Annotated in this window: 19 protein-coding genes; 5 read left to right on the top strand and 14 right to left on the bottom strand. The window is 67.3% G+C overall.

What is annotated here, in order from left to right:
• The 8 genes from VKT83_19000 to VKT83_18965 form a co-directional block, all read right to left on the bottom strand.
• A partial coding sequence (locus VKT83_19000) for a cation-transporting P-type ATPase (protein ID HLY24560.1) occupies window positions 1-396 on the bottom strand: 396 nt, incomplete at its 3' end.
• 5 nt (window positions 397-401) lie between these two features.
• Window positions 402-1,487: a hypothetical protein gene (locus VKT83_18995; protein ID HLY24559.1), complete on the bottom strand. Its 1,086-nt coding sequence runs from the start codon at window positions 1,485-1,487 to the stop codon at window positions 402-404.
• Between the two features lie 53 nt (window positions 1,488-1,540).
• A complete protein-coding gene (locus VKT83_18990) occupies window positions 1,541-2,308 on the bottom strand; it encodes an ABC transporter ATP-binding protein (GenBank protein ID HLY24558.1) in 768 nt (255 codons plus the stop codon).
• A 2-nt stretch (window positions 2,309-2,310) separates the two neighbouring features.
• Complete coding sequence (locus tag VKT83_18985) at window positions 2,311-3,510, bottom strand: ABC transporter permease (protein ID HLY24557.1); 1,200 nt, start codon at window positions 3,508-3,510, stop codon at window positions 2,311-2,313.
• Complete coding sequence (locus tag VKT83_18980; protein HLY24556.1) at window positions 3,494-4,942, bottom strand: efflux RND transporter periplasmic adaptor subunit; 1,449 nt, start codon at window positions 4,940-4,942, stop codon at window positions 3,494-3,496. Before VKT83_18980 ends, VKT83_18985 begins: the two co-directional genes overlap by 17 nt.
• 57 nt (window positions 4,943-4,999) lie before the next feature.
• Entirely contained in the window at window positions 5,000-5,809 is an 810-nt protein-coding gene (locus tag VKT83_18975) for a hypothetical protein (protein HLY24555.1), read from the bottom strand.
• A gap of 163 nt (window positions 5,810-5,972) precedes the next feature.
• A complete protein-coding gene (locus VKT83_18970; GenBank protein ID HLY24554.1) occupies window positions 5,973-6,143 on the bottom strand; it encodes a hypothetical protein in 171 nt (56 codons plus the stop codon).
• Window positions 6,140-6,328 (bottom strand): hypothetical protein, encoded by a 189-nt coding sequence (locus tag VKT83_18965; GenBank protein ID HLY24553.1) that lies wholly within the window; start codon window positions 6,326-6,328, stop codon window positions 6,140-6,142. Before VKT83_18965 ends, VKT83_18970 begins: the two co-directional genes overlap by 4 nt.
• A gap of 168 nt (window positions 6,329-6,496) precedes the next feature.
• Here VKT83_18965 and VKT83_18960 point away from each other — a divergent pair, with 168 nt between their 5' ends.
• The 5 genes from VKT83_18960 to VKT83_18940 are packed head-to-tail and all read left to right on the top strand — an operon-like array spanning window position 6,497 to window position 10,609.
• Window positions 6,497-6,997: a MarR family transcriptional regulator gene (locus VKT83_18960; protein ID HLY24552.1), complete on the top strand. Its 501-nt coding sequence runs from the start codon at window positions 6,497-6,499 to the stop codon at window positions 6,995-6,997.
• The gene (locus tag VKT83_18955) at window positions 6,972-8,222 is read left to right on the top strand and encodes an FtsX-like permease family protein (protein HLY24551.1); all 1,251 of its coding nucleotides are present in this window, start codon (window positions 6,972-6,974) and stop codon (window positions 8,220-8,222) included. Before VKT83_18960 ends, VKT83_18955 begins: the two co-directional genes overlap by 26 nt.
• A complete protein-coding gene (locus VKT83_18950; GenBank protein ID HLY24550.1) occupies window positions 8,215-8,901 on the top strand; it encodes an ABC transporter ATP-binding protein in 687 nt (228 codons plus the stop codon). The genes VKT83_18955 and VKT83_18950 overlap by 8 nt, the downstream gene beginning before the upstream one ends.
• A complete protein-coding gene (locus VKT83_18945) occupies window positions 8,898-9,374 on the top strand; it encodes a hypothetical protein (protein ID HLY24549.1) in 477 nt (158 codons plus the stop codon). The genes VKT83_18950 and VKT83_18945 overlap by 4 nt, the downstream gene beginning before the upstream one ends.
• A complete protein-coding gene (locus VKT83_18940) occupies window positions 9,371-10,609 on the top strand; it encodes an FtsX-like permease family protein (protein HLY24548.1) in 1,239 nt (412 codons plus the stop codon). Before VKT83_18945 ends, VKT83_18940 begins: the two co-directional genes overlap by 4 nt.
• Window positions 10,610-10,992: 383 nt before the next feature.
• On the opposite strand, the gene VKT83_18935 is transcribed toward VKT83_18940, so the two are convergent.
• The 6 genes from VKT83_18935 to VKT83_18910 form a co-directional block, all read right to left on the bottom strand.
• Window positions 10,993-11,325 carry a carboxymuconolactone decarboxylase family protein gene (locus VKT83_18935; protein HLY24547.1) on the bottom strand — a complete coding sequence of 111 codons (333 nt, stop codon included), beginning with the start codon at window positions 11,323-11,325 and terminating at the stop codon, window positions 10,993-10,995.
• Between the two features lie 146 nt (window positions 11,326-11,471).
• Window positions 11,472-14,456 carry a molybdopterin-dependent oxidoreductase gene (locus tag VKT83_18930; protein HLY24546.1) on the bottom strand — a complete coding sequence of 995 codons (2,985 nt, stop codon included), beginning with the start codon at window positions 14,454-14,456 and terminating at the stop codon, window positions 11,472-11,474.
• Window positions 14,365-14,808, bottom strand: coding sequence for a hypothetical protein (locus VKT83_18925; protein HLY24545.1), 444 nt, complete (start codon window positions 14,806-14,808; stop codon window positions 14,365-14,367). Before VKT83_18925 ends, VKT83_18930 begins: the two co-directional genes overlap by 92 nt.
• Window positions 14,805-15,980 (bottom strand): NrfD/PsrC family molybdoenzyme membrane anchor subunit, encoded by a 1,176-nt coding sequence (nrfD, locus tag VKT83_18920; GenBank protein HLY24544.1) that lies wholly within the window; start codon window positions 15,978-15,980, stop codon window positions 14,805-14,807. Before nrfD ends, VKT83_18925 begins: the two co-directional genes overlap by 4 nt.
• A 12-nt stretch (window positions 15,981-15,992) precedes the next feature.
• A complete protein-coding gene (locus VKT83_18915) occupies window positions 15,993-16,712 on the bottom strand; it encodes a 4Fe-4S dicluster domain-containing protein (protein HLY24543.1) in 720 nt (239 codons plus the stop codon).
• A 924-nt stretch (window positions 16,713-17,636) separates the two neighbouring features.
• A partial coding sequence (locus VKT83_18910; protein ID HLY24542.1) for a putative zinc-binding protein occupies window positions 17,637-18,059 on the bottom strand: 423 nt, incomplete at its 5' end.

Here is an 18,059-nt window from a genome sequence, read left to right as displayed (position 1 = left end):
TACGAGCTCGGCCGCGGAAAGCACCCGCCAACGGCCGTCGCGCCGCACGCGCGCGTTGATCGTCAGGCGCCGGCGAAGCAGCGCGAGGGCCGTCGTGGCCCGGCTCTCCTGGCGAAACGCCAGGAATGCGTTGAGCGCGAGCAGCGCACCGATGAAGACGGCCTCGACCCGACGGCCCAGGATCAGGTCGATGATGAGCGCAAGCTCGAGCATCCAGGGTATCACGCCCCAGAACTGGCGGAGCAGCATGCTGACGCGGCGCGGGCGGGCTTCAGCCACCGCGTTGGGGCCGAACCGCCGCAGTCGGCTGGCTGCTTCCACGCTGGTCAATCCTTCGGACCCGGCCGCGAGCGCATTCGGAAGCGATTCGGTCTCACCGCGGACCGGGTTTCGCACCGCAGTCACGACGTCGAGACACGTGCATCGGGCACGCGAGTCGGCACAGCCCGTTCAAGCAGGCGGTGCTGGACGAGCAGCCACTCGCGGAACAGCACGTCCCACTCCTCGTACGAGAGCGGCGCCTCGCGCACGTGGCCCCCGATCTCGCGCACATCGTCCAGCGTCTGCGTGCTGACCGGGCCCGCGGATCCCTTTGCGAGATCCGCCCACATCGTCCGCAGTCGGTCCTCGATGCGGCGCCCCTGCGGGGTCCAGGTCATGGAGACCCGCGAAAGCGGGAGATGCTCGGCCAGGCTCGCCTGCGCGCGCGCCGCCTCCCGCGGGCGCCCGCTCACGCTCAGCGCGGACGGGAACACCAGAATTTCCACCTGTGACGCGACGAGGACGGCCAGCGGCCCCGATACGAATGTGTCGAAGACCCCGCCGCCGATGCTCCGGAGCAGCACGCCGGGGAGCCGAAGCCACCAGGGCGGCGCGGCACGCGTAGTGTGCACCCCGCCGGCGTCGAGAGCCCGTTGCACATCCTCGAGGATGGCGGGCGCCGTCTCTGGCGCGGCCGCGATGCGAACGGTGACGGTCCGGCGACCCCACCGCCTGACAATGGCGCGCGCGCGGCTCGCAGCCGTCCCCGCGATCGACGCGAGAAGCGCAATCGCCAAGCCGGCCGTGTACCGGTAGCCCCAGAGGATGCCCGCCGCTCGCCGGAGCGTCGGCCGCGCAGGGCGGTCCTCCCGGGGCAGCGCCTGGGAGACGAGACCCACAGCGAGCGGAATCAGAATGAGCGCCACCAGAAACGCGGTGCGAAGGGGCTCGACGGGGACGCTCGACAACGATTGAAAGGCCGGCAGCGATGCGAGGGACAGCGGGAACGCGGCGCCGAGGATCGCGGCGAGCCAGACGACCGAGGCGACGGCCATGATCAGGAGGCGGCGCTCGTGCGGCCGAGAGACTCCGCCGACGAGCGGCCCCGTGACTGCCCGCAACACGGTGCTCAGTACCCTAACCAGGATCCGGACCACGATCGCCAGTGCCACGAGCCACGCGACGCTGGTCACCCAGTTGCCGAACACCAGCCGTAAGAGCCCCATCTCGCTCGCCTCCGGTCATCCTGACCGCGACAGTCGCAGCAAGGGATGCGGGATCACCGGCGTCCCGCTACGTGACGCGCGCCACCCTCCGACGGCAGCTCCGGAGTGGACGGCTCGATCGCGCCGATGGCCGGGCCGGTCGCCTCCGTGGTCAGATGGCCGTCCTTCAACCGGAGGACCGTGTCGAACCCCGCGATCATCCGCTCATCGTGGGTCACGACGATGACCGCGGCGCGGCGCTCCCTCGCGATCTTCTTGAGCAGCTCCATGACTTTCATCCCGCGCCCGGTGTCGAGGGACGCGGTCGGCTCATCGGCCAGGACGAGCGGCGGTTGGTTCGCGAGCGCGCGCCCGATGGCCACCCGCTGCTGCTCGCCCCCGGAGAGGTCCGCCGGCATGGCGTGGGCCCGGTGACCGACCTCCAGGTACCCGAGAAGATCCCGCGCCCGCGCTCGCGCCTCCCGCGCGGCGACCCCGTTGAGGATCATCGGGAGCGCGACGTTGTCCACGGCGCTCAGGAACGGGATCAGGTTCTTCGCCTGAAACACGAAACCGATATTCTCGCGGCGGAACCGCCGGATGTCGAGCCCCGTCCAGCCGTTCCTGTAGATCGGCGTGCCGTTCATAGTGATGATCCCGGCCGTGGGCTCGAGGATCAGGCTGATGGACAGGAGCAGGGTGCTCTTGCCGGACCCGCTCGGACCCAGGAGGGCCAGCAGCTCGCCGGGGCTGACGGTGAAGCTTACATCCTCCAAGGCGGTGACCGCCAGCGGGCCGCTGCCGTAGACCTTCTTCAAGCCCTCGACCTGCAGGACGCTCACGGCTATCCCTCAAGCGCCACGGACGGCGACGTGTCCAGCGCGCGCCGAATCCCGAAGAGGCTGGCGACCACCCCGCCGAGCAGCATGACGACGAACGTCACGGCCGTATCCGACTGGAGCAGCACCAACGTCCGCGGGAATCGGTCCTTCGTGGCGATCACCAACGCATACCCGAGGATGAAACCGAGCATCGTGAGTGCGAGCGACTGCTCCATGATGAGGCGCACGATCATCAGGTCTGGCGCGCCGATGAGCTTGAGCGTGGCGATCGACCTGATCTTCTCCATCGTCAGCACGTATACGATCAGCCCGATGATCACGATCGAGACGATGACCAGCAGGGAACGGAACAAGCCGAGAATTTTGGTCATCATGCTGAGGCGGCCCGCCAGCATGAGCTGCCGCTCCTCCGCGCTCGTGTAGACGTTGAGGTAGAGCCAGCGCTGGATGTGCTGCACCACCGCCTGCGCATCCGCCCCCGGCGCGAGGCGCACCAGTACGGCGTTGACGTTGGCCGTCTGCGTGCCGGCGGCGAGCAGCGGCAGGAGCTTCTCGGCCTGGGCCGGCGTGTTCCCGTTCGCCTCCAGGAGCTGAAGGTCCGCGGCGCGCGCCCGATAGATCGCCTGGGCGTCCTGCTGGAACTGGACGTTCTGCGCGTCGGGGAGCGAGAGGTAGACGAGGGGGTTGCCGCCGGAATCCACCGCCCCGGCCACGAGCCCGACGATGGTGTAGTCGTCCAGCCCGAGATGCACCGTCTGGCCGATGCGGAGTCCGAGCTTGCGGTCGGCGACCATCTCGTAGTGCGCCTGCCGGATCCCCCGGCCCGCCACGAGCCGCGCGGGGCCGCCGGCGCCGCCGAAGACGTCGTAGCCGACGATCGTAAATTGCTGGCTCTTGCCGCCCGCCTCGCGCTGTACCGTGTAGGTAATGAACGGGTCCGCCCGCGCCACCCCGGGGACGGCGGCGACGCTGTGGTACAGGTCCTGGGGCAGCACGGACGACTCGTTGAACGGCCCGCCGCGGTCGCGCTCGACGACCCAGAGGTCCGCCGGCGTGTGATTGATGATCCAGACCCCGTCGGCGATATTCCCGCGGTAGATCCCGTTCATGATGAACACGATCGCGAGCAGCAGGCCCACTCCCAGCGTGGTGGCGAGGAACTTCCCCGCGCTCCGCTGGAGGTCTTTAACGGCCAGATCCATTGGACGTCCCCTGTCCGGTGGAACCGGCTTGCGTCGAGATGACCGGGCGGAGGCGCGAGCCGGCCCGCAGGCCCTGCGGCGCCAGGACGACGAGGTCGCCTGCCTGCAGTCCATCAAGGACCTGCGCGCGGCCGCCGGCCACGAGTCCCACGCGCACCGTGACGGGCACCGCCTTCCCGCCCCGCGCGATGAACGCCGTCATCTGGCCGGGCTCCGCCTGCGGCACGAGCGCGGAGACGGGGACGACGAGCCCGCGCGCCTGCGCCACCTGGATCGCGACGTTCGCTTCTTCGTTGAGCGTGAAGTAGCGGGGGAGCGGAGTAAACCGCACGTCCACCTCGAGTTCCCGAGTCACCGAGTCCGCCTGATGGGTCACGCGTGCCACCCGGCCGATCGCGGTGCTCCCGTCGCGCAGCGAAATCCGGGCCGGCTCCCCGACCCGAACCCCGCCCACGACGGTCTCGTCCACCGTGGCCGCCACCCACACGTCCTGCGGGTCGGCCATCAAGAAGACCGGAACGCCGGGGACGATCGTGGTGCCAGCTTCGAGATTCCGCGCGATGATGAGCCCGTCCATGGGGGCCACGATGCGCGCGTACGCGAGGTTGGCCGTTGCGTAACGCAGGTTCTGTTCCGCACCGGTCAGTTGCGCCCGGCTGGCCGAGGCGACCGCCGCGGCGCTTTGCGCGTCCGCCTGCGCGGCGGTGAGCTGCTCCCGCGCCGCATCCACCGCCGCGGCGGCGCTGTGGGCGTCGGCCTGCGCGGCCGCCAACTGCTGGCGCACCGCGTCCACCGCCGCCGTGGCGCTGTGGACCCCCGCCTCATCGCTGTCCCGCGCGGCGCGGGCGGCGTCCATGTCCGCGGCCGCAATCGCCCCTTCCCGGAGGAGAGCCATGTCGCGATTATAGGTCGCCTGGCTCAACGCGAGCGCGGCGCGCGCCTTCGCGACCCCCGCTTCGGCCACCGTGACGTTCTGGGTCGCCGCCGCCACGTCCGCCCGCGCCTTCGCGACACCCGCTTGCGCCATGGTCACGTTCTGCGCCGCCGCAGCAACCGTAGCGTGCGAATGCAGGATCCCTGCCTCCGCCACGGTCACGTTCTGTGCGGTTGCGCCCACGGTGGCCTGCGCCCCCGCCGCCTGGGCGGCGAGGTCCTCGCTCTCCACTGCCGCCAGGACTTGGCCGCGTCGGACGACGTCACCCTGGTCGGCGTACAGGCGGGCGAGAATGCCGGTGAGCTTGCTGCTCACGTTCACGATGACGCGCGTCTGGACGCTGCCCGGGGCGGTGACTTCGTCAGTCACCACTCCATCGCGCACGGCCGTCACCGCGACGGCCGGAGCGTAAAAGAGGCGCAGCAGCGCCACGATCAGGACGAAGACAACGGCGCTCGCGATGCCCGCACCGGTCTGGGATACCCGAACGCGTTTCATGGGTCTCTTCCTCCTTCACGCACGCTCATGTGTCGACCGCCGCTCTCCCGGAACGCGTCACGGTCCCTCAACGGCCAGGTTGATCACACTCCGGGTGCCGCCATCGAGTGAGGCGACGACCTGGGCATTCCCCCGCGTCGTGCCGGCCCTGACGTGCACTTCGATAATGCCGAGCCGCGAGAAGCCGGGGCCAAAGGCCTGCGGCGTGAGCGTCACCGGTACGCCCCTGGTGGTAATCGAGCCGATCGGCCGCCCATCGCTCAAGACGGTAAGCATCCCGTCGGGTGCGGCACGCAGGGTGACCTCCGAGCGGGACGTGTCCGGCAACGTGACCAGAAAATCGACCGGGAGCGTCGCCTCGGTGCCCGCCGCGACGTGCTGCCAGTCTTCGTCTTTGCCCGGGTGCAATTGGTTGTAGGGGGCAATGTTCGGTACGGGCCGCGCCGTGATGTGCGCGATCGCCGTCGTGGTACCGGACAGCGGTCCGGCCTCGATGAACTGCACGGCGATCGGGTAATCCCCGGACTGCGCCGGATTGATCTCATTGGTACGGAGATGGATGCCCTTGAGCCCCGGGCTCCCGGGGGGATTCGGCACGATCGGTTGATCGAAGTGAATCACGACCGTGCGCGGATCCCGGGCGTCGAGCGCAACGGTGAACTGCACCGGGATCGATCCCTGCGCCCAGCCCGTGAGCATCACGGACTCCAGAGACCCGCCGGGCCTCGGCGTGAACGCCTGTGGGAACGTGAACCGGACCGTCGCCCCGGCGGGAACCGCGTAGCCCGGTACCGCCGGATCGGACGCCTTGTCCAGCACGAACCACGCTTCGAACGGGTTTCGCGCCGCGAGTCCTGTGCTGACCATGACCTGGGGCGCTACCGTCGTGGAAGGAGCGTCTGCCTGGACCGGCACGGCCGCCGCCGCGGCGCTGGCGGTGATAACGGCGCACACAGTGACCGCGTGGAGCACGTTGCGCAGCGTACGTCGGGCCTTCGGGATGCGGCGTTGTCGAGTCAAATAGGCTTCGTTACGCACGGGACTCGCCTCGATGCGAGGCTGCCGCCTTCGGCAGGACCCCGAACGCCAGCCACGCGCTCAGGAGCAGGCCGATCAGCCCGCCGATGACCGGCGCCGGCTTCATCGTGAATGACAGGACCCAGGGCGCGATGACGAACCACAGCCCGACGAGCCCGTTCACGTACTGGATCCAAACCTCTGCCGCGCGTGCGCGTTCACGACGGCGGCGCCTGCGAGAACCAGCAGGATCGCCCCGCCGATCATCGCGGTCCAGATCTGCGCGATGTCCCCGGTAAAGCCGGCCCGAATCGGAGCGACAATGAAGAACAGACCCGCCAAGGCGATGACGACGTTCTGCCACACCATAAGGCCTCACGTCCCTTCTCGCGCCCGCCGCTCAGCTCGCTCCGACGACCGCCACACAAATAAGGATAGAACGCACGCTCACACCCGGCCATCGGTCCGGGGGCCGACTGAGGATCGGATCATAGTTGTATTTTCGAACTGATCTCCGAACAGGTAGGCTTTGAGCAAATGAACACGTCGCACCCCACAACGCCGGCCGCCCTGCGGCTCCAGCGACAGATGACCTCCCTGATCCGGGCGTTTGGCCTGCACCGGCCTGATCTGACTCCATGCGGCCATCCGATGGGTGTATCGGCCGCCCACGCCCTCATGGAGCTGGCCTCGGGCCATCCGTTGACCCTGAACGAGTTGACGGCCCGTCTGCATCTGCAGAAGAGCACCGTGAGCCGCCTTGTCGATCAGTTGGTGCTGCGGCGCTGGGTGAGACGAACCCCGCATCCGAAAGACGGCCGGGCGATACTCCTTCAACTGAGCGATGCAGGCCAAGAGGTTGCGCAGCGAGTGGATGCCTCACGCGCGGCAAAATTCGCTGCGGTGGCTGCCAAGATGAACGGGACCGAGCTTGATTCGGTGTTGAGGGCTCTTGAGGTGCTCGTAAGGGCGATCGATGAGCATACATCACGTGCCCAGCGAAAACGGGACGATGAATCTGTCATTCGTCTGGGCTGAGTTGAGCCGGCGGCCGGCGCGCACCCTCGCGGGCCTCCTGAGCGTCAGCGTGGGCGTGGCGCTCTTCATCAGTTTGGCGGCCTACGCTACCGCGTACCGGGAGGCCGCGCGGTTCCCGCTCACGGAAATCGGCGCGAACGTGGTGGCGCAGCGGCAGGGAACGGTCCCGAAAGCGTTCCGGGGCATCGTGCTGCCGCACTCGACCGCCCCGATTCACCGGTCCGAAGTTGATGCTGTTCGATCCTTGCCGGGTGTGCAGGAAGTCGGTGAGGCGATATTCTTCTGGGATTTCGAGCCCGGCGGGTTCGTTATCGGCATGGGTTTGGATCCGGCCTCGGCGGTCGCGGATCGGATGCGGGCGGGCCTTCGCGCAGGCCGGTTTCTTCGCACCGGCGATCATGACGTCGCCGTGGTGGACGCAACGTACGCCGCACAGCAACACCTGACGATCGGCGGAACAGTCGACGTCGGCGGAAAGTCGGTCACGGCCGTCGGCATCGTCGAGACGGCACAGGCGGGACAATTGGTTGAAGCCAACCTGTATTTACCGCTGGCCGATGCACGCGCGCTGGTTGCGGCCGCGCCTAACGTGCGGGCCGTGCACGATATCCGGGCCGACGATGACGACATCCTCTACGTTCGCACCGACCCGGCCCACACGGTGAGCGTCGCCGCGCAGCTCACGCAGCTGTTGGGAAAGACGGCGATCGTCACGACGCCCCGCTCGTTCGAGGAGGTCCTCGGGTCCACGTTCGCCTTGATCGACCGCTTCGGCGCACTCGTGGGCGCCGCCGGCCTCGTGGTAGCGATGGCCGGTCTCTTGCGGGCGGCGGCGGCCGGCTTGTGGGAGCGCCGGCGCGATATCGGGCTCATGCGCGCCGTCGGGTGGCGCCGGCGGGACGTGATCGCACAGGTGGCTGTTGAGACGCTGATCTTGACGGCGCTCGGGGAGGTGGTCGGCCTCGGTCTCGCGGCAGTCGTGGCGTGGGGACTGCGGTGGACCCGGGTCATGATCCCGGTGCCTTGGGAAGTGATGCCGACACCGCACTTCTTGCCCGGCGGCGCGGCGCAGGTGGCCGTCACAGTGCCGCTCGATGCCCGGATTCATGCGGCCGCCACGCTGGGGCCGTTGGCCGCGGGATTGATTGGAGGGATGCTCGTGAGTACGTGGGTCGCCCGGCGGGCCGCCGCGGTGAAACCGGCGGAGGTGTGGCGTCATGAGTGAGCTTCTCCGTGCCGAAAGCGTGCGGAAGTCGTTCGGCCGAGTGGGTGCCGTGCAGGGGGTCGACCTTCGGGTCGACGACGGCGAGAGCCTCGCGATTGTCGGCCGGTCCGGATCCGGCAAGAGTACGCTGCTCAACGTCCTGGCGGGTCTCGAAGCCGTCGACGAGGGGCGCATCTTCTACCGGGGCCAGGACATCACGACGATGGACGAAGATGCCCTCGCGCTATGGCGGCGCAGCCACGTCGGGCTGGTGTTCCAGGCCTTTCACCTGATTCCGACGCTCTCCGCCCTCGAGAACGTAGCCTTCCCCCTCTATCCCGATCGGATGCCTGTCGCGGAGCGACGGCGTCTGGCGATGGACCGCCTCGAGCAGGTCGGCTTGGTGGATCGGGCAACCCACCGGCCCGCGGAGCTCAGCGGCGGGGAGCAGCAGCGGGTGGGGATCGCCCGCGCGCTCGTGCACGGGCCGGACCTGGTCCTGGCCGATGAGCCTACCGGCAACCTGGACAGCCAGACCGGTGAGGAGATTCTCGCGCTCTTTCGCCGCCTCCAGGCCGACAGCGGAATCGCGCTGGTGATCGTGACACACGATGACAAGGTGGCCAAGTCCGCCGGGCGGGTGGTCCGGATGGCCGACGGACGGATCGTCGAGGCGGCCGAGGCGGGGGTTGTGTCATGAAGACCCGGCCGGCATTTCGCGCCGCGCTCGCGCCGCTCGCGCTGTTGGTAGGCATGGTCGTCCTCGCCGGGTGTAGTGGAGGCGCCCGTGCGATACCTGGGGGCCCCGGCCAGTCTCCGAGCGGCGGGCCGGGCGTGGTGACGGTGGACATCGCCTACCTCAACCACGGGCCTGTCCTTGACGTTCTCGATCACGTGAATCGCGTCCTCGCCAAGTACGGCGACCGCCTGAAGGTCAGCCGCTATGATCTGGACACACCGGCCGGGGACACGTTTGCCAAAGCCAAACGTCTCACAGGGCACACGCCGCTCGCCATCTTCATCAACGGATCCATGGACGTGACACTGAACGGACACCGCGTCCGTTTCTACAGCTTCCCCCAGGGCGAGGGCACGGGCATGGTGGCGGAGGGTGCGTGGACGATCGATGCGCTGGATGCGGCGCTGGCGCAGGCAACCGGCGGGCGGCGGTGACGACCTACGTCCTCTCGCAGTTTCGCGGGCGCGCGGGGCGCGCGCTGGGCGTGATCATCGGCGTGGCGCTCGGCGCGGCACTGTTCGTCGCCATCTCGTCCTTGGGGAGCGGGTTCCGGGAGGCCGCGCGGCGGCCCTTGGCGGGCGTGGCCGCGGACATCGTGCTGACCCGCACGGCCGGCGCGGCCGAAACGTCGGCGCAGTCGCAGCGAACGCGGGGTATCCGCGCCCCGTTCGGGACGGCCTTCTTTTCGGCGGCCGACGTGGGCGCGATCGCCCGCGCCGATGGCGTCGCTTCCATCTCCGCCGCGCTCCAACTGTGGGACTTTGGTCCGACGAGCTACACGACGGTCCTAGGCCTCGATCTCAGCCAGACCGGCGTCGGGCCGGCGCGGGCGCTGCGGAGCGGTCTCGTCGCCGGACGGGCGCTTGCACCCGGAGAGCGCGGCGTCGCGGTGGCGGACCGCCACTACGCGGCGTTCTTCGAACTCAAGCCGGGGGATGCGGTCACCATCGGAGGCCGGCGGTTCGCGGTCGTCGGCGTGGCCGAGCAGCGGGAGAGCAGTCAGGCCGCGACCGCCAATCTCTACGTGCCGCTCACCGATGCGCAGAGTCTGGCCGGTGTGGCGCCGGGGGACGTCAACCAGGTCTACGTGCGCCTTGTCGATGCCGGACGCGCGGACGCCGTCGTCGAGCATCTCAAGCAGCAGCTGGGCCGAGTGAGCGCCGTCACGGAGGACAGTCTCCTCCAGGTGATGGGCGGCATCGGCCGGATCTCGGCCCGATTCGCGGCCGTCGCCGCGGTGGTCGGCGTCCTGGGCGGGCTGGTGCTGACGTGGCTGTCCCTGAGCGGGTCCGTCACGGAGCGTACACCGGAGATCGGTCTCATGAAGGCACTCGGCTGGCGGACGCGAGACGTCGCGAGGGCATTCCTCCTCGAAGCGGCCGTGATGGCCGCATCCGGCGGTGTCGTCGGCGTCGCCGCGGGCGTGGCCGGGGCATGGATCCTCGGACGGCTACCCCTGCTCCCGCCGGCGACTGCGCCCACGCAGGGTCTCGTGGGGCTTGCCGCGGCAACGCCGGTCACGAATCCGGTCACGCTCCCGATTACCGTGGGCGCCGCCTCCGTGGGGCTCGCGCTGCTGATCGCGGTTGGCGGAGGCACGCTCGCCGGATGGCTCGCGGCGCGGCGCGCCGCGTCGCTCAAACCGGCGGACGCGTTCCGCAGGAGTTAGACCGTAGGCCGAGAGCGGCGCCCTTTGACGTCCATCGCCGCGGCTGCGAGGACAGGATGCTCAGTCTCCTTACCATGAAATTGCCGGGCGTCTGCCGGGTACCGCACCAAGACGGACGCGCTTGGTGGTCGTCCTTTGGGTAGCGGACCGCCGAGGAAGTACTTCAGAAGACGCTGGCTGCGGCATCTCCTCTTCTTCGTCGCCCGCATCCTCGACTGCCGCGGGGATGCCCGTATCCTCGCGCGTTGTCGCCTGGCGCGGCGCCGCATTCACTTGGGGCTGACCTGGCGCCCATTCGCCTTTAGACTGACGCCGCACCCGTACGGCCTTGGGCCGCCTATCCGTGCCCGGATCGACCTCGAAGGAGACCTCTCCCCCGACCTCTAGGCGTGGGCTTTTCCAGCGTCGGAGAGGATATCCTCGACCCAGCTGCTGGCGGCCATCATCGCGGGGAACCCCAGCGTCGTCAGCGCAAGGAACACTGCGTGGCGGATTTCATCCGGTGAGGCGCCATGCTGCAGGGCGAGTCGCGTGTGGGCGTGGACGCCGCCTTCGTGCCGACTGCCGATGGTCAGCGCGAGTTTCACGAGTTCGCGGGTCTTCGCGTCCAGTGGTCCGGCACCGTGAACGGCGGTTCCAAGTCGATCGTAGGCCTGCCAGATCTCCGGGTGCTGGCGCTGAAACCGCTTATAGTGCTCAGGCACCTTCACCTCCATCGTGTCACCTCCCGACGTGAAAGCTCTCACCGCGGCGTAGTCCTGGCCGGGCGTCTTTTTCACCGCAGGCAACGACTACCCTGGAACACGCCGGGAGGGCGAGCCAACGCCATCGCCCTCCCCTATCCTGCTGCGCGGCTCAACCGTTACTGAGCCCGGCGAACTCGCCGGGCGACGTGAGCTTGCAAGTCGCCAGAGCGACTCCGCCCTTGGGCGACCTTGAGAGCCTCCTGTGCCACCCACTGCGCATCATCGGCATCCTTGGGCTGAGCCAGGCTCATGCGCGGTCCTTCGTTCAAATAGCCGGCCCGCGGCATGCCTGTCGCATGTCCGCTTGCGATCTTCACGAGCTTGACGCTGGTCCCATTGAACACAGAGTCGCCTGCGATAGGGTCGGTGAGGCAGACGTCTTTCAGATAACCGTCGACCAGGACCGCGGGGTTTGTCGACAGACCGGTCCGGCGGGTCTTGTCCCCGGGGATCCGCACTCCGTCGATCGTCACGTCGTTCGCACCGTACGCCCAGTGCCCGAAGTGGAAAGACACGGCGATGGTACCCGGACGAAGTCCGCTGATGGCCTTGACTTTGCCCTCGACGCGGGACGTCATGCCCGGAGTCACGTCGAACTCGCCATTGAACGTGGGGGAGACGACCCGCGCGATATCCCCGTCCCGCAATCCGAGGCGGGTGGCGTCCAGCTTGTTGAGGTAAATAAAGTTCTCCGGCAGCAGTGCCTGTTGGCCGGCGTAGTTGCCGACCGTCCGCGACTGGGTGCCGAAAATCTCCTTGTACGTGGTCAGCGCGAGGTCGTACTCCGGCGGGGCCTCCACCAGTTTGCCGTCGAGGTGCTTCATTCGCTCGAACTGAGGGACGCCCGAGAGGCGCTCGCTCGTAATCGAGTGTTTGGCAGAACCGACCGGCTCCACGTAGAGGGCGAGGAGCTTGCCCCAAGCATGGCCCGCGTACGCGCCGCTGTACGCTTTGGCTGCCGCCTCAAACCGGCCACCGCGGTTCAGCACGTAGACCACCCGCCGCCAGAACTTCTGCCCCGCGGCGCGCGTCCATTTCGCCTCATCAAAGACCGCCGGAGGCAGGTGGCGTCGGGCCTTCCGGAACAGCGCGAGCTCGGCGTCGCTTGCTTCCGCGACCGCGTCGCCATCCTTGTCGCCCCAGGCCACATTGGCCACCATCTTGAGGTAGAAGTCCTCCGGCCGGTTGAAATCGAGGCCCGGCCCGAAACCGTTCGGGCCGTAGCCCGGTGCGCCGACGCCCTTGGCCACAGCGATCATGATGGCGTCCATGCTGATCGGCAGCGATTCGCCGTCGACGGACACGATCTCGGGCACGGGCGCGGCCACCGGCTGACGGATCTTCGTCGTCTTCGTGATGGTCGCGGGGCTGGTCCCGAGGGGATTGCCCCAGCGCTCCAAATACGTGATGTCCGGGAAAATGTAGTCGGCGTACATGCTCGTCTCGCCGATCACGATGTCAGTGGCGATGAAGAGCGGAATCTTGTCTGTATCCTGCAGCATCTTGATCTGCAGGTGCCCCGCCGGCGTGGCCATGGCCGGGGTGCCGTAGTGGAGCCACAGGATCTTGACGGGATACGGATAGCCGGCGTAGGCGGCGGGGATGACCTCCTGGTAGACGTCCGAGGTAAACGGGAACCACGGACGCTTGGCCGGATAGCCGTCCTGCTTGAACAGCGTCGAGGTCTCGTACGGCCCGCTGCCCTCGCGGGTCAGCTTCACCCCGAACGCGGTGAGGGCCTTGGCGTGCAGCTTCTTCATGTCGTAGGGCTGCCCCGGCTTGTCGCCGATCGCGTTCCAGGCCCCGCCCCCGGGGACCAATCCGCCCTTCCAGTCGACGTTGCCAATGAGGTAGTTGAGGGCGATGATGGCCTGCGCCGCGTAGTAGCCATACGTGACCTTGATGGGGCCGCGATAGAAGTCGATCGCGGCCTTCTTGCCGTGGGCAGTGAACTCGCGCGCGAGCCGCTCGACGGTCTCCAAGTCGAGCCCGCTCTCCTCGGCGTAGAACTCGAGCGGGTGCGCCAACGCGGCTTCCTTCAGCAGACGGAATCCCGATTTGACCTCCACGGTCTCGAGGATAGTCGCGACATCGAGATCGCCGATCACCGGCGATTTGTCATCGTCCGGATTCACGGCCGTCGGGGTACCGTCCACAAGCGCCACGAACTGGTTCGCGTCGCCCAGCTTGAGATCGGCGGCCTTGACGAGTTTACCGTTCTTGGCGTTCACGAGCCACGTGGCGTTGGTCCAAGATTTCTCGCCGCCCGCCACAGCGGCCGCCTTGTTGGCGTTGCGGAGGAACTTCGCGTCGTAACGGCCCTGCTCGAGGATCCAGCGCATCATGCCCATCGCGAGCGCGAAATCTCCGCCGGCCTTGACCGGAATCCACCAGCCGTGGGCGGCGCTCTTTGACAGTCGCGTGTCGATCACGGCGATCTTCAGTTTACCGTCCACGACGGCCTGCGTGACCTGGGGACTCAGAGGCGGCGGGCCGAAGTTGGCTTCCGCGAACCCGGTGCCCCAAAAGATCACGAACTCGGCCTGCGTATAGTCGGGTTTCATGTGGTTGGTACCCTTGGCCCAGCTGAACTTGCCCTTGTCCTCCTTCCACTGGGCGGTCGCATACTGGAACGCCACGTGGTGGGCCTGCTCGCAGATTGTGGTGTGGGCGTACCAGTTGGCCGATCCGAGCCCTCCGTACGTGAACCGCTGCGCGAAGAGCTCCCGGTCCGGACTGATCCGGCCGCCGAGGAACACAAACTGGTTGTTCTTGGGGCCGAAGTCGGGGTGCTCCGGATCGATCAGCACATCCAGATGCTCGCGGTACTTAGTCTTGAACGCGTCCACGGTCATCTTCCCCGCGCGGATGGCCGTGACGTCATCTGACATCGCCTTGGACAGGGCACCGTCCCGGAGGACGAACACGTCCTTGAAACCCGGCACGTCGCGCTGTTCGCCGGTCTCCGCGAACAGTTTGCCGCCGGCCGTGATCTCGGCGATCGCCTGCTCAAACGGGATGGCTTTCCATGTGCCCGAGCCGCGGGGCCCGGCCCGCTTCAAGACTTTGCGGATGCGGTAAGGATCGTACAGCGTCTGCACCCCGGCCTGCCCCTTGGAACAGATCGACCCATCGACCTTTCGCGGCCGCATCGAGTGGGGTCCCGTAGGCGAGGTGCGGCTGAAGGGTCATGGGGCTGTAGGCGCTTCCATCGATTTTGACGAGCAGGCCGTCCTGCATCTTCACCTTCAGCGTGCACTGTGTGTTGCATTGCAGGCACGCCCCGTAGAGAATGTTCTCCGGTCGCGCGAGCGCATAGGCCGTGGCGGTCGGGTCTTGCGTCGCCTTCGTGGCGGCTAGGCTGATGAGGCGCGGTCCGGCGCTGCCGAGGAGGACGCCGGTGCCGGCGAGAGCCCCGGCTTTGAATAGATCGCGGCGGGAAATGTCCATCATGCCACCCCCCTCAGGCGCGTGTGCGCACCGACGAGCGGTAGGTAGCGGTAGCCGAGATAGAAAAGCGCGACGCCGATCGCCGCAACCCCCGCGGCCACCTGCCACTCGAACAAGCTCGGGAAGTACGCGTAACTCAAGCGATGGCTCAGATACGCGGACTCGAGCCCCCGAAGCTCCGGAAACACCAGGCCGGGGATCACCAGATTGAGCCGCTCCGCGAAGTAGGTGGAGGCGATGAGGCCACCGGCCAGGCCGATGGCATAGGGGTTGCGACTCCGCCAGAGCACGACCACCGGAATCGCCACGCCCAACAGCACGTGAACGCCCCAGTAGACGTACCAGTATGGGCCGAACAGCACATATACGAGTCGTGTGTACTCTTGGCCGACCCCATACCACATCGGGATCGAGTACTCGGCCCACTCCAGCAGCACGCCGATCGCCAAGAGACCCAGCACGATCTTGCCGAGCGACTGCGTAAGGTCCCGCCACGCCTCGTCCCGGCTCGGCCACAAGTACGCTACCACGAACGTGATGAGGCCTCCGCCGGAAATGAGCGCGCCGGTGAGGAACAGCAGCGGGTAGATCGGGCTGTGCCAGAGATCGCGCGCTACCACGGTGCCAAAGAGGGATCCCACCCCGCCGTGGAAAGCGATGGCGAGCGGCACGCCGATCGTGCCTAGCATCCGCAACAGCCGGTTATCGTGATCCACCTGCGCCGGCGAGAGCGACGTCCAGTCACGCCGCATGGCGTAGTACAGCTCGCCCAGCAGCAGCACAAAGTACGCAGTATAGAGCCAGATCATCCACGCCATCATCGAGTGGAACTGCGGGCGGCTGAACACCTCCCAGAACCGCTCCATATGTCCGATGTCGAACCAGATCGTGAGGAGCGCCATCAGGAGGGTGACAACCGCGACGTAGAGCGAGAGGCGGCCGATGCGTTCAAGCCGGCGCACGCCGAAGACGTAGATCAGGCTCGAGAGCAGAAACGCCCCGGCCGAGAGCCCGATGAAGTAAATGTAGGCCGCGACCCACAACCCCCAGGGCACGTAGCTCGTGTAGGCGCTGAGCCGATGACCGAAGAGGAGGCGGTCCGCGATGCCGACGGCGCCGAAGGCGGCCAGCACCACCCAAAGGATCCAGAGCACCACCTTGACGGGCTTCGTCATCACCGGCTCCTCCTAGACAAGGTAATAGACCTTGGGTTCGGTGCCCAACTCTTCTTTGAGTCGCACGGCGTTGTTCCGGGCGATCAATTCCGAGACGAGCGAGCGGGGATCGTTCAAATCGCCGAAGAACGTCGCCCGGCCGATGCACGTGCTCACGCACGCCGGAAGCATCTCCGCCTGCAAGCGGTGGGCGCAGAACGTGCACTTGCGCGCGTTGCCGACGGGGCTCCGCGGAATGACCCCCTCCGCCCGCGTCCACTCATTGCCGTATTCGAAGCTCGGCTCAGTCTGGTACCGGCGCCCCGTCTCCAGGGCCAGCGCGCCGTCCTTACCTGTCGCCGCGGGATCGGTCCAATTCTCTCCGAAGTCGAATGTCCGTGCCTGGTACGGGCAAGCCGTGATGCAGTACCGGCAGCCGATGCACGCGTTGTAGTCAATCTCCACGATCCCGTCTTCCCGCTTCCACGTGGCGCCGACCGGGCACACCGACACGCAGGGCGGACTGTCACATTGCATGCAGGGACGGGCGAGGAACTTGCGGGTGACGTTCGGGTAGTCGCCAACTTCCGTGTCGATGACCGGGCGATACACCACGCCGGGCGGGAGCTTGTTCTCCATCACGCAGGCGACCGTGCAGGAGGAACAACCGACGCACTTGCGCGTGTCGATGACCATACCCCACTTGCGCTCGCGCATCGGCTTGGCGAGTGCCCGCTGGAGATCGCGTTGCATCCGGATCAAGACGTCTTCGTCGGGCGCCTCCGCGATCCGGAACGGGGGCGACGGCGCGACCGCCGGCTGGGTGGCGGCGTCGGCAGGTCGGGTTTGGACCGTAGCACCCGACATCGCCATGCTAGCGAACACGCCGGACGCCACTTTTTCCAAGAATGCACGGCGTGGTTCCGCACCGGACTCAGCCATGCTGCACCCCCGCTCGTAACATCTTGCTTCACCGTAGCAATGGCATTGCGGGCCGCCTATCGGGCACAGGTCTGAATCACTCGTCCGGCGCACGTTCGACCCGAGGGATACACCACGCGGAGAATAGCTGAGTGGACAAGTCATGAATGGTGTCAAAACACAGAGGAGCAATGACTATTGCTGGAGCACGTCCGGAGCCCGCGGGATCCGCGGCCACGCTCTCGCGGCGAACGCTCTCCGAGTGCGTGGGCACGGCCCTGCTTGTCGCGGCGGCAATCGGGTCCGACGTCGCTGCGAGCCGGCTGAGCCCGCACGATGTCGGGACGACAGCTTCGTGTGAGCGACTCGTGTGGAGACACCTAGCCGCCGCGAGAACCGCCAGTTCGCCAACCGCGGCGCCCGCGAGGCTTCGGCGTGTCGCTCGACCGGTTCCACGATCTGAGGATCGCTTGCGGCCCTCGACGAGCAGGGCCGCGTCCACCGCATGGGCCTCTTCCAGGACTTGGCGCAGCAGTAGTGCTCCTGGGTACCGGGCCAAGGCGAGTCGTCGGACCGGCTCGACGCGTTCGTGTAGGCCCTCTGGGCGCTAACCGTCGAGCCGGTCGGGATCGCCTAGGCGAGTAGGGAGACTTGCCTCAGCAGCACCGGCAGGGTTCGAGACGCATGAGCATATGGGTAAGATTACGCGAAGGACGCACGGGAGGACAGGCCAGTAACACCCGCCCTCCCATGCTCTCAGACGCTGCGTGTTTCGTTCTTCAGCGTCGCGACAATCTTGTCGGCTACCTGTCGTGCGACCGCTCTGCGTTCCTCATCCGGAACATCGTCCGTCAGAAAGATGTCAGTATACTTGTTATACAGCGGCAGAGCATCGATATGGATGATTCTTTGGTCTCCCACTAGGCCCCTCAGCACTCGCCCGTGGCACTTCAGGAAACACCCGTCGATCATCAGAACCTTGTCCGCCTCTCTTACCCAGCGCGCTGTGCCAGAGTGAGGCACGAAGAAGGTCTCGCCGTGACAAGCCCGCGCGTACGACGGCAATTCCTGCGTGACCAAGTGGGCAGCAAGCCTGGCAATTTCTCCCCGGATGCATGGTCCCTCGCACGACAACACGGGGATCTTCTTGTCGGCGATGTTCTGTGTCGCGTACGCGTC

Source organism: bacterium (genome assembly GCA_035308905.1).
Lineage (GTDB): Bacteria > Sysuimicrobiota > Sysuimicrobiia > Sysuimicrobiales > Segetimicrobiaceae > DASSJF01.
The sequence above is the reverse complement of the archived record's forward strand: the minus strand, read 5'-3'. Positions and strand labels throughout refer to the sequence as shown.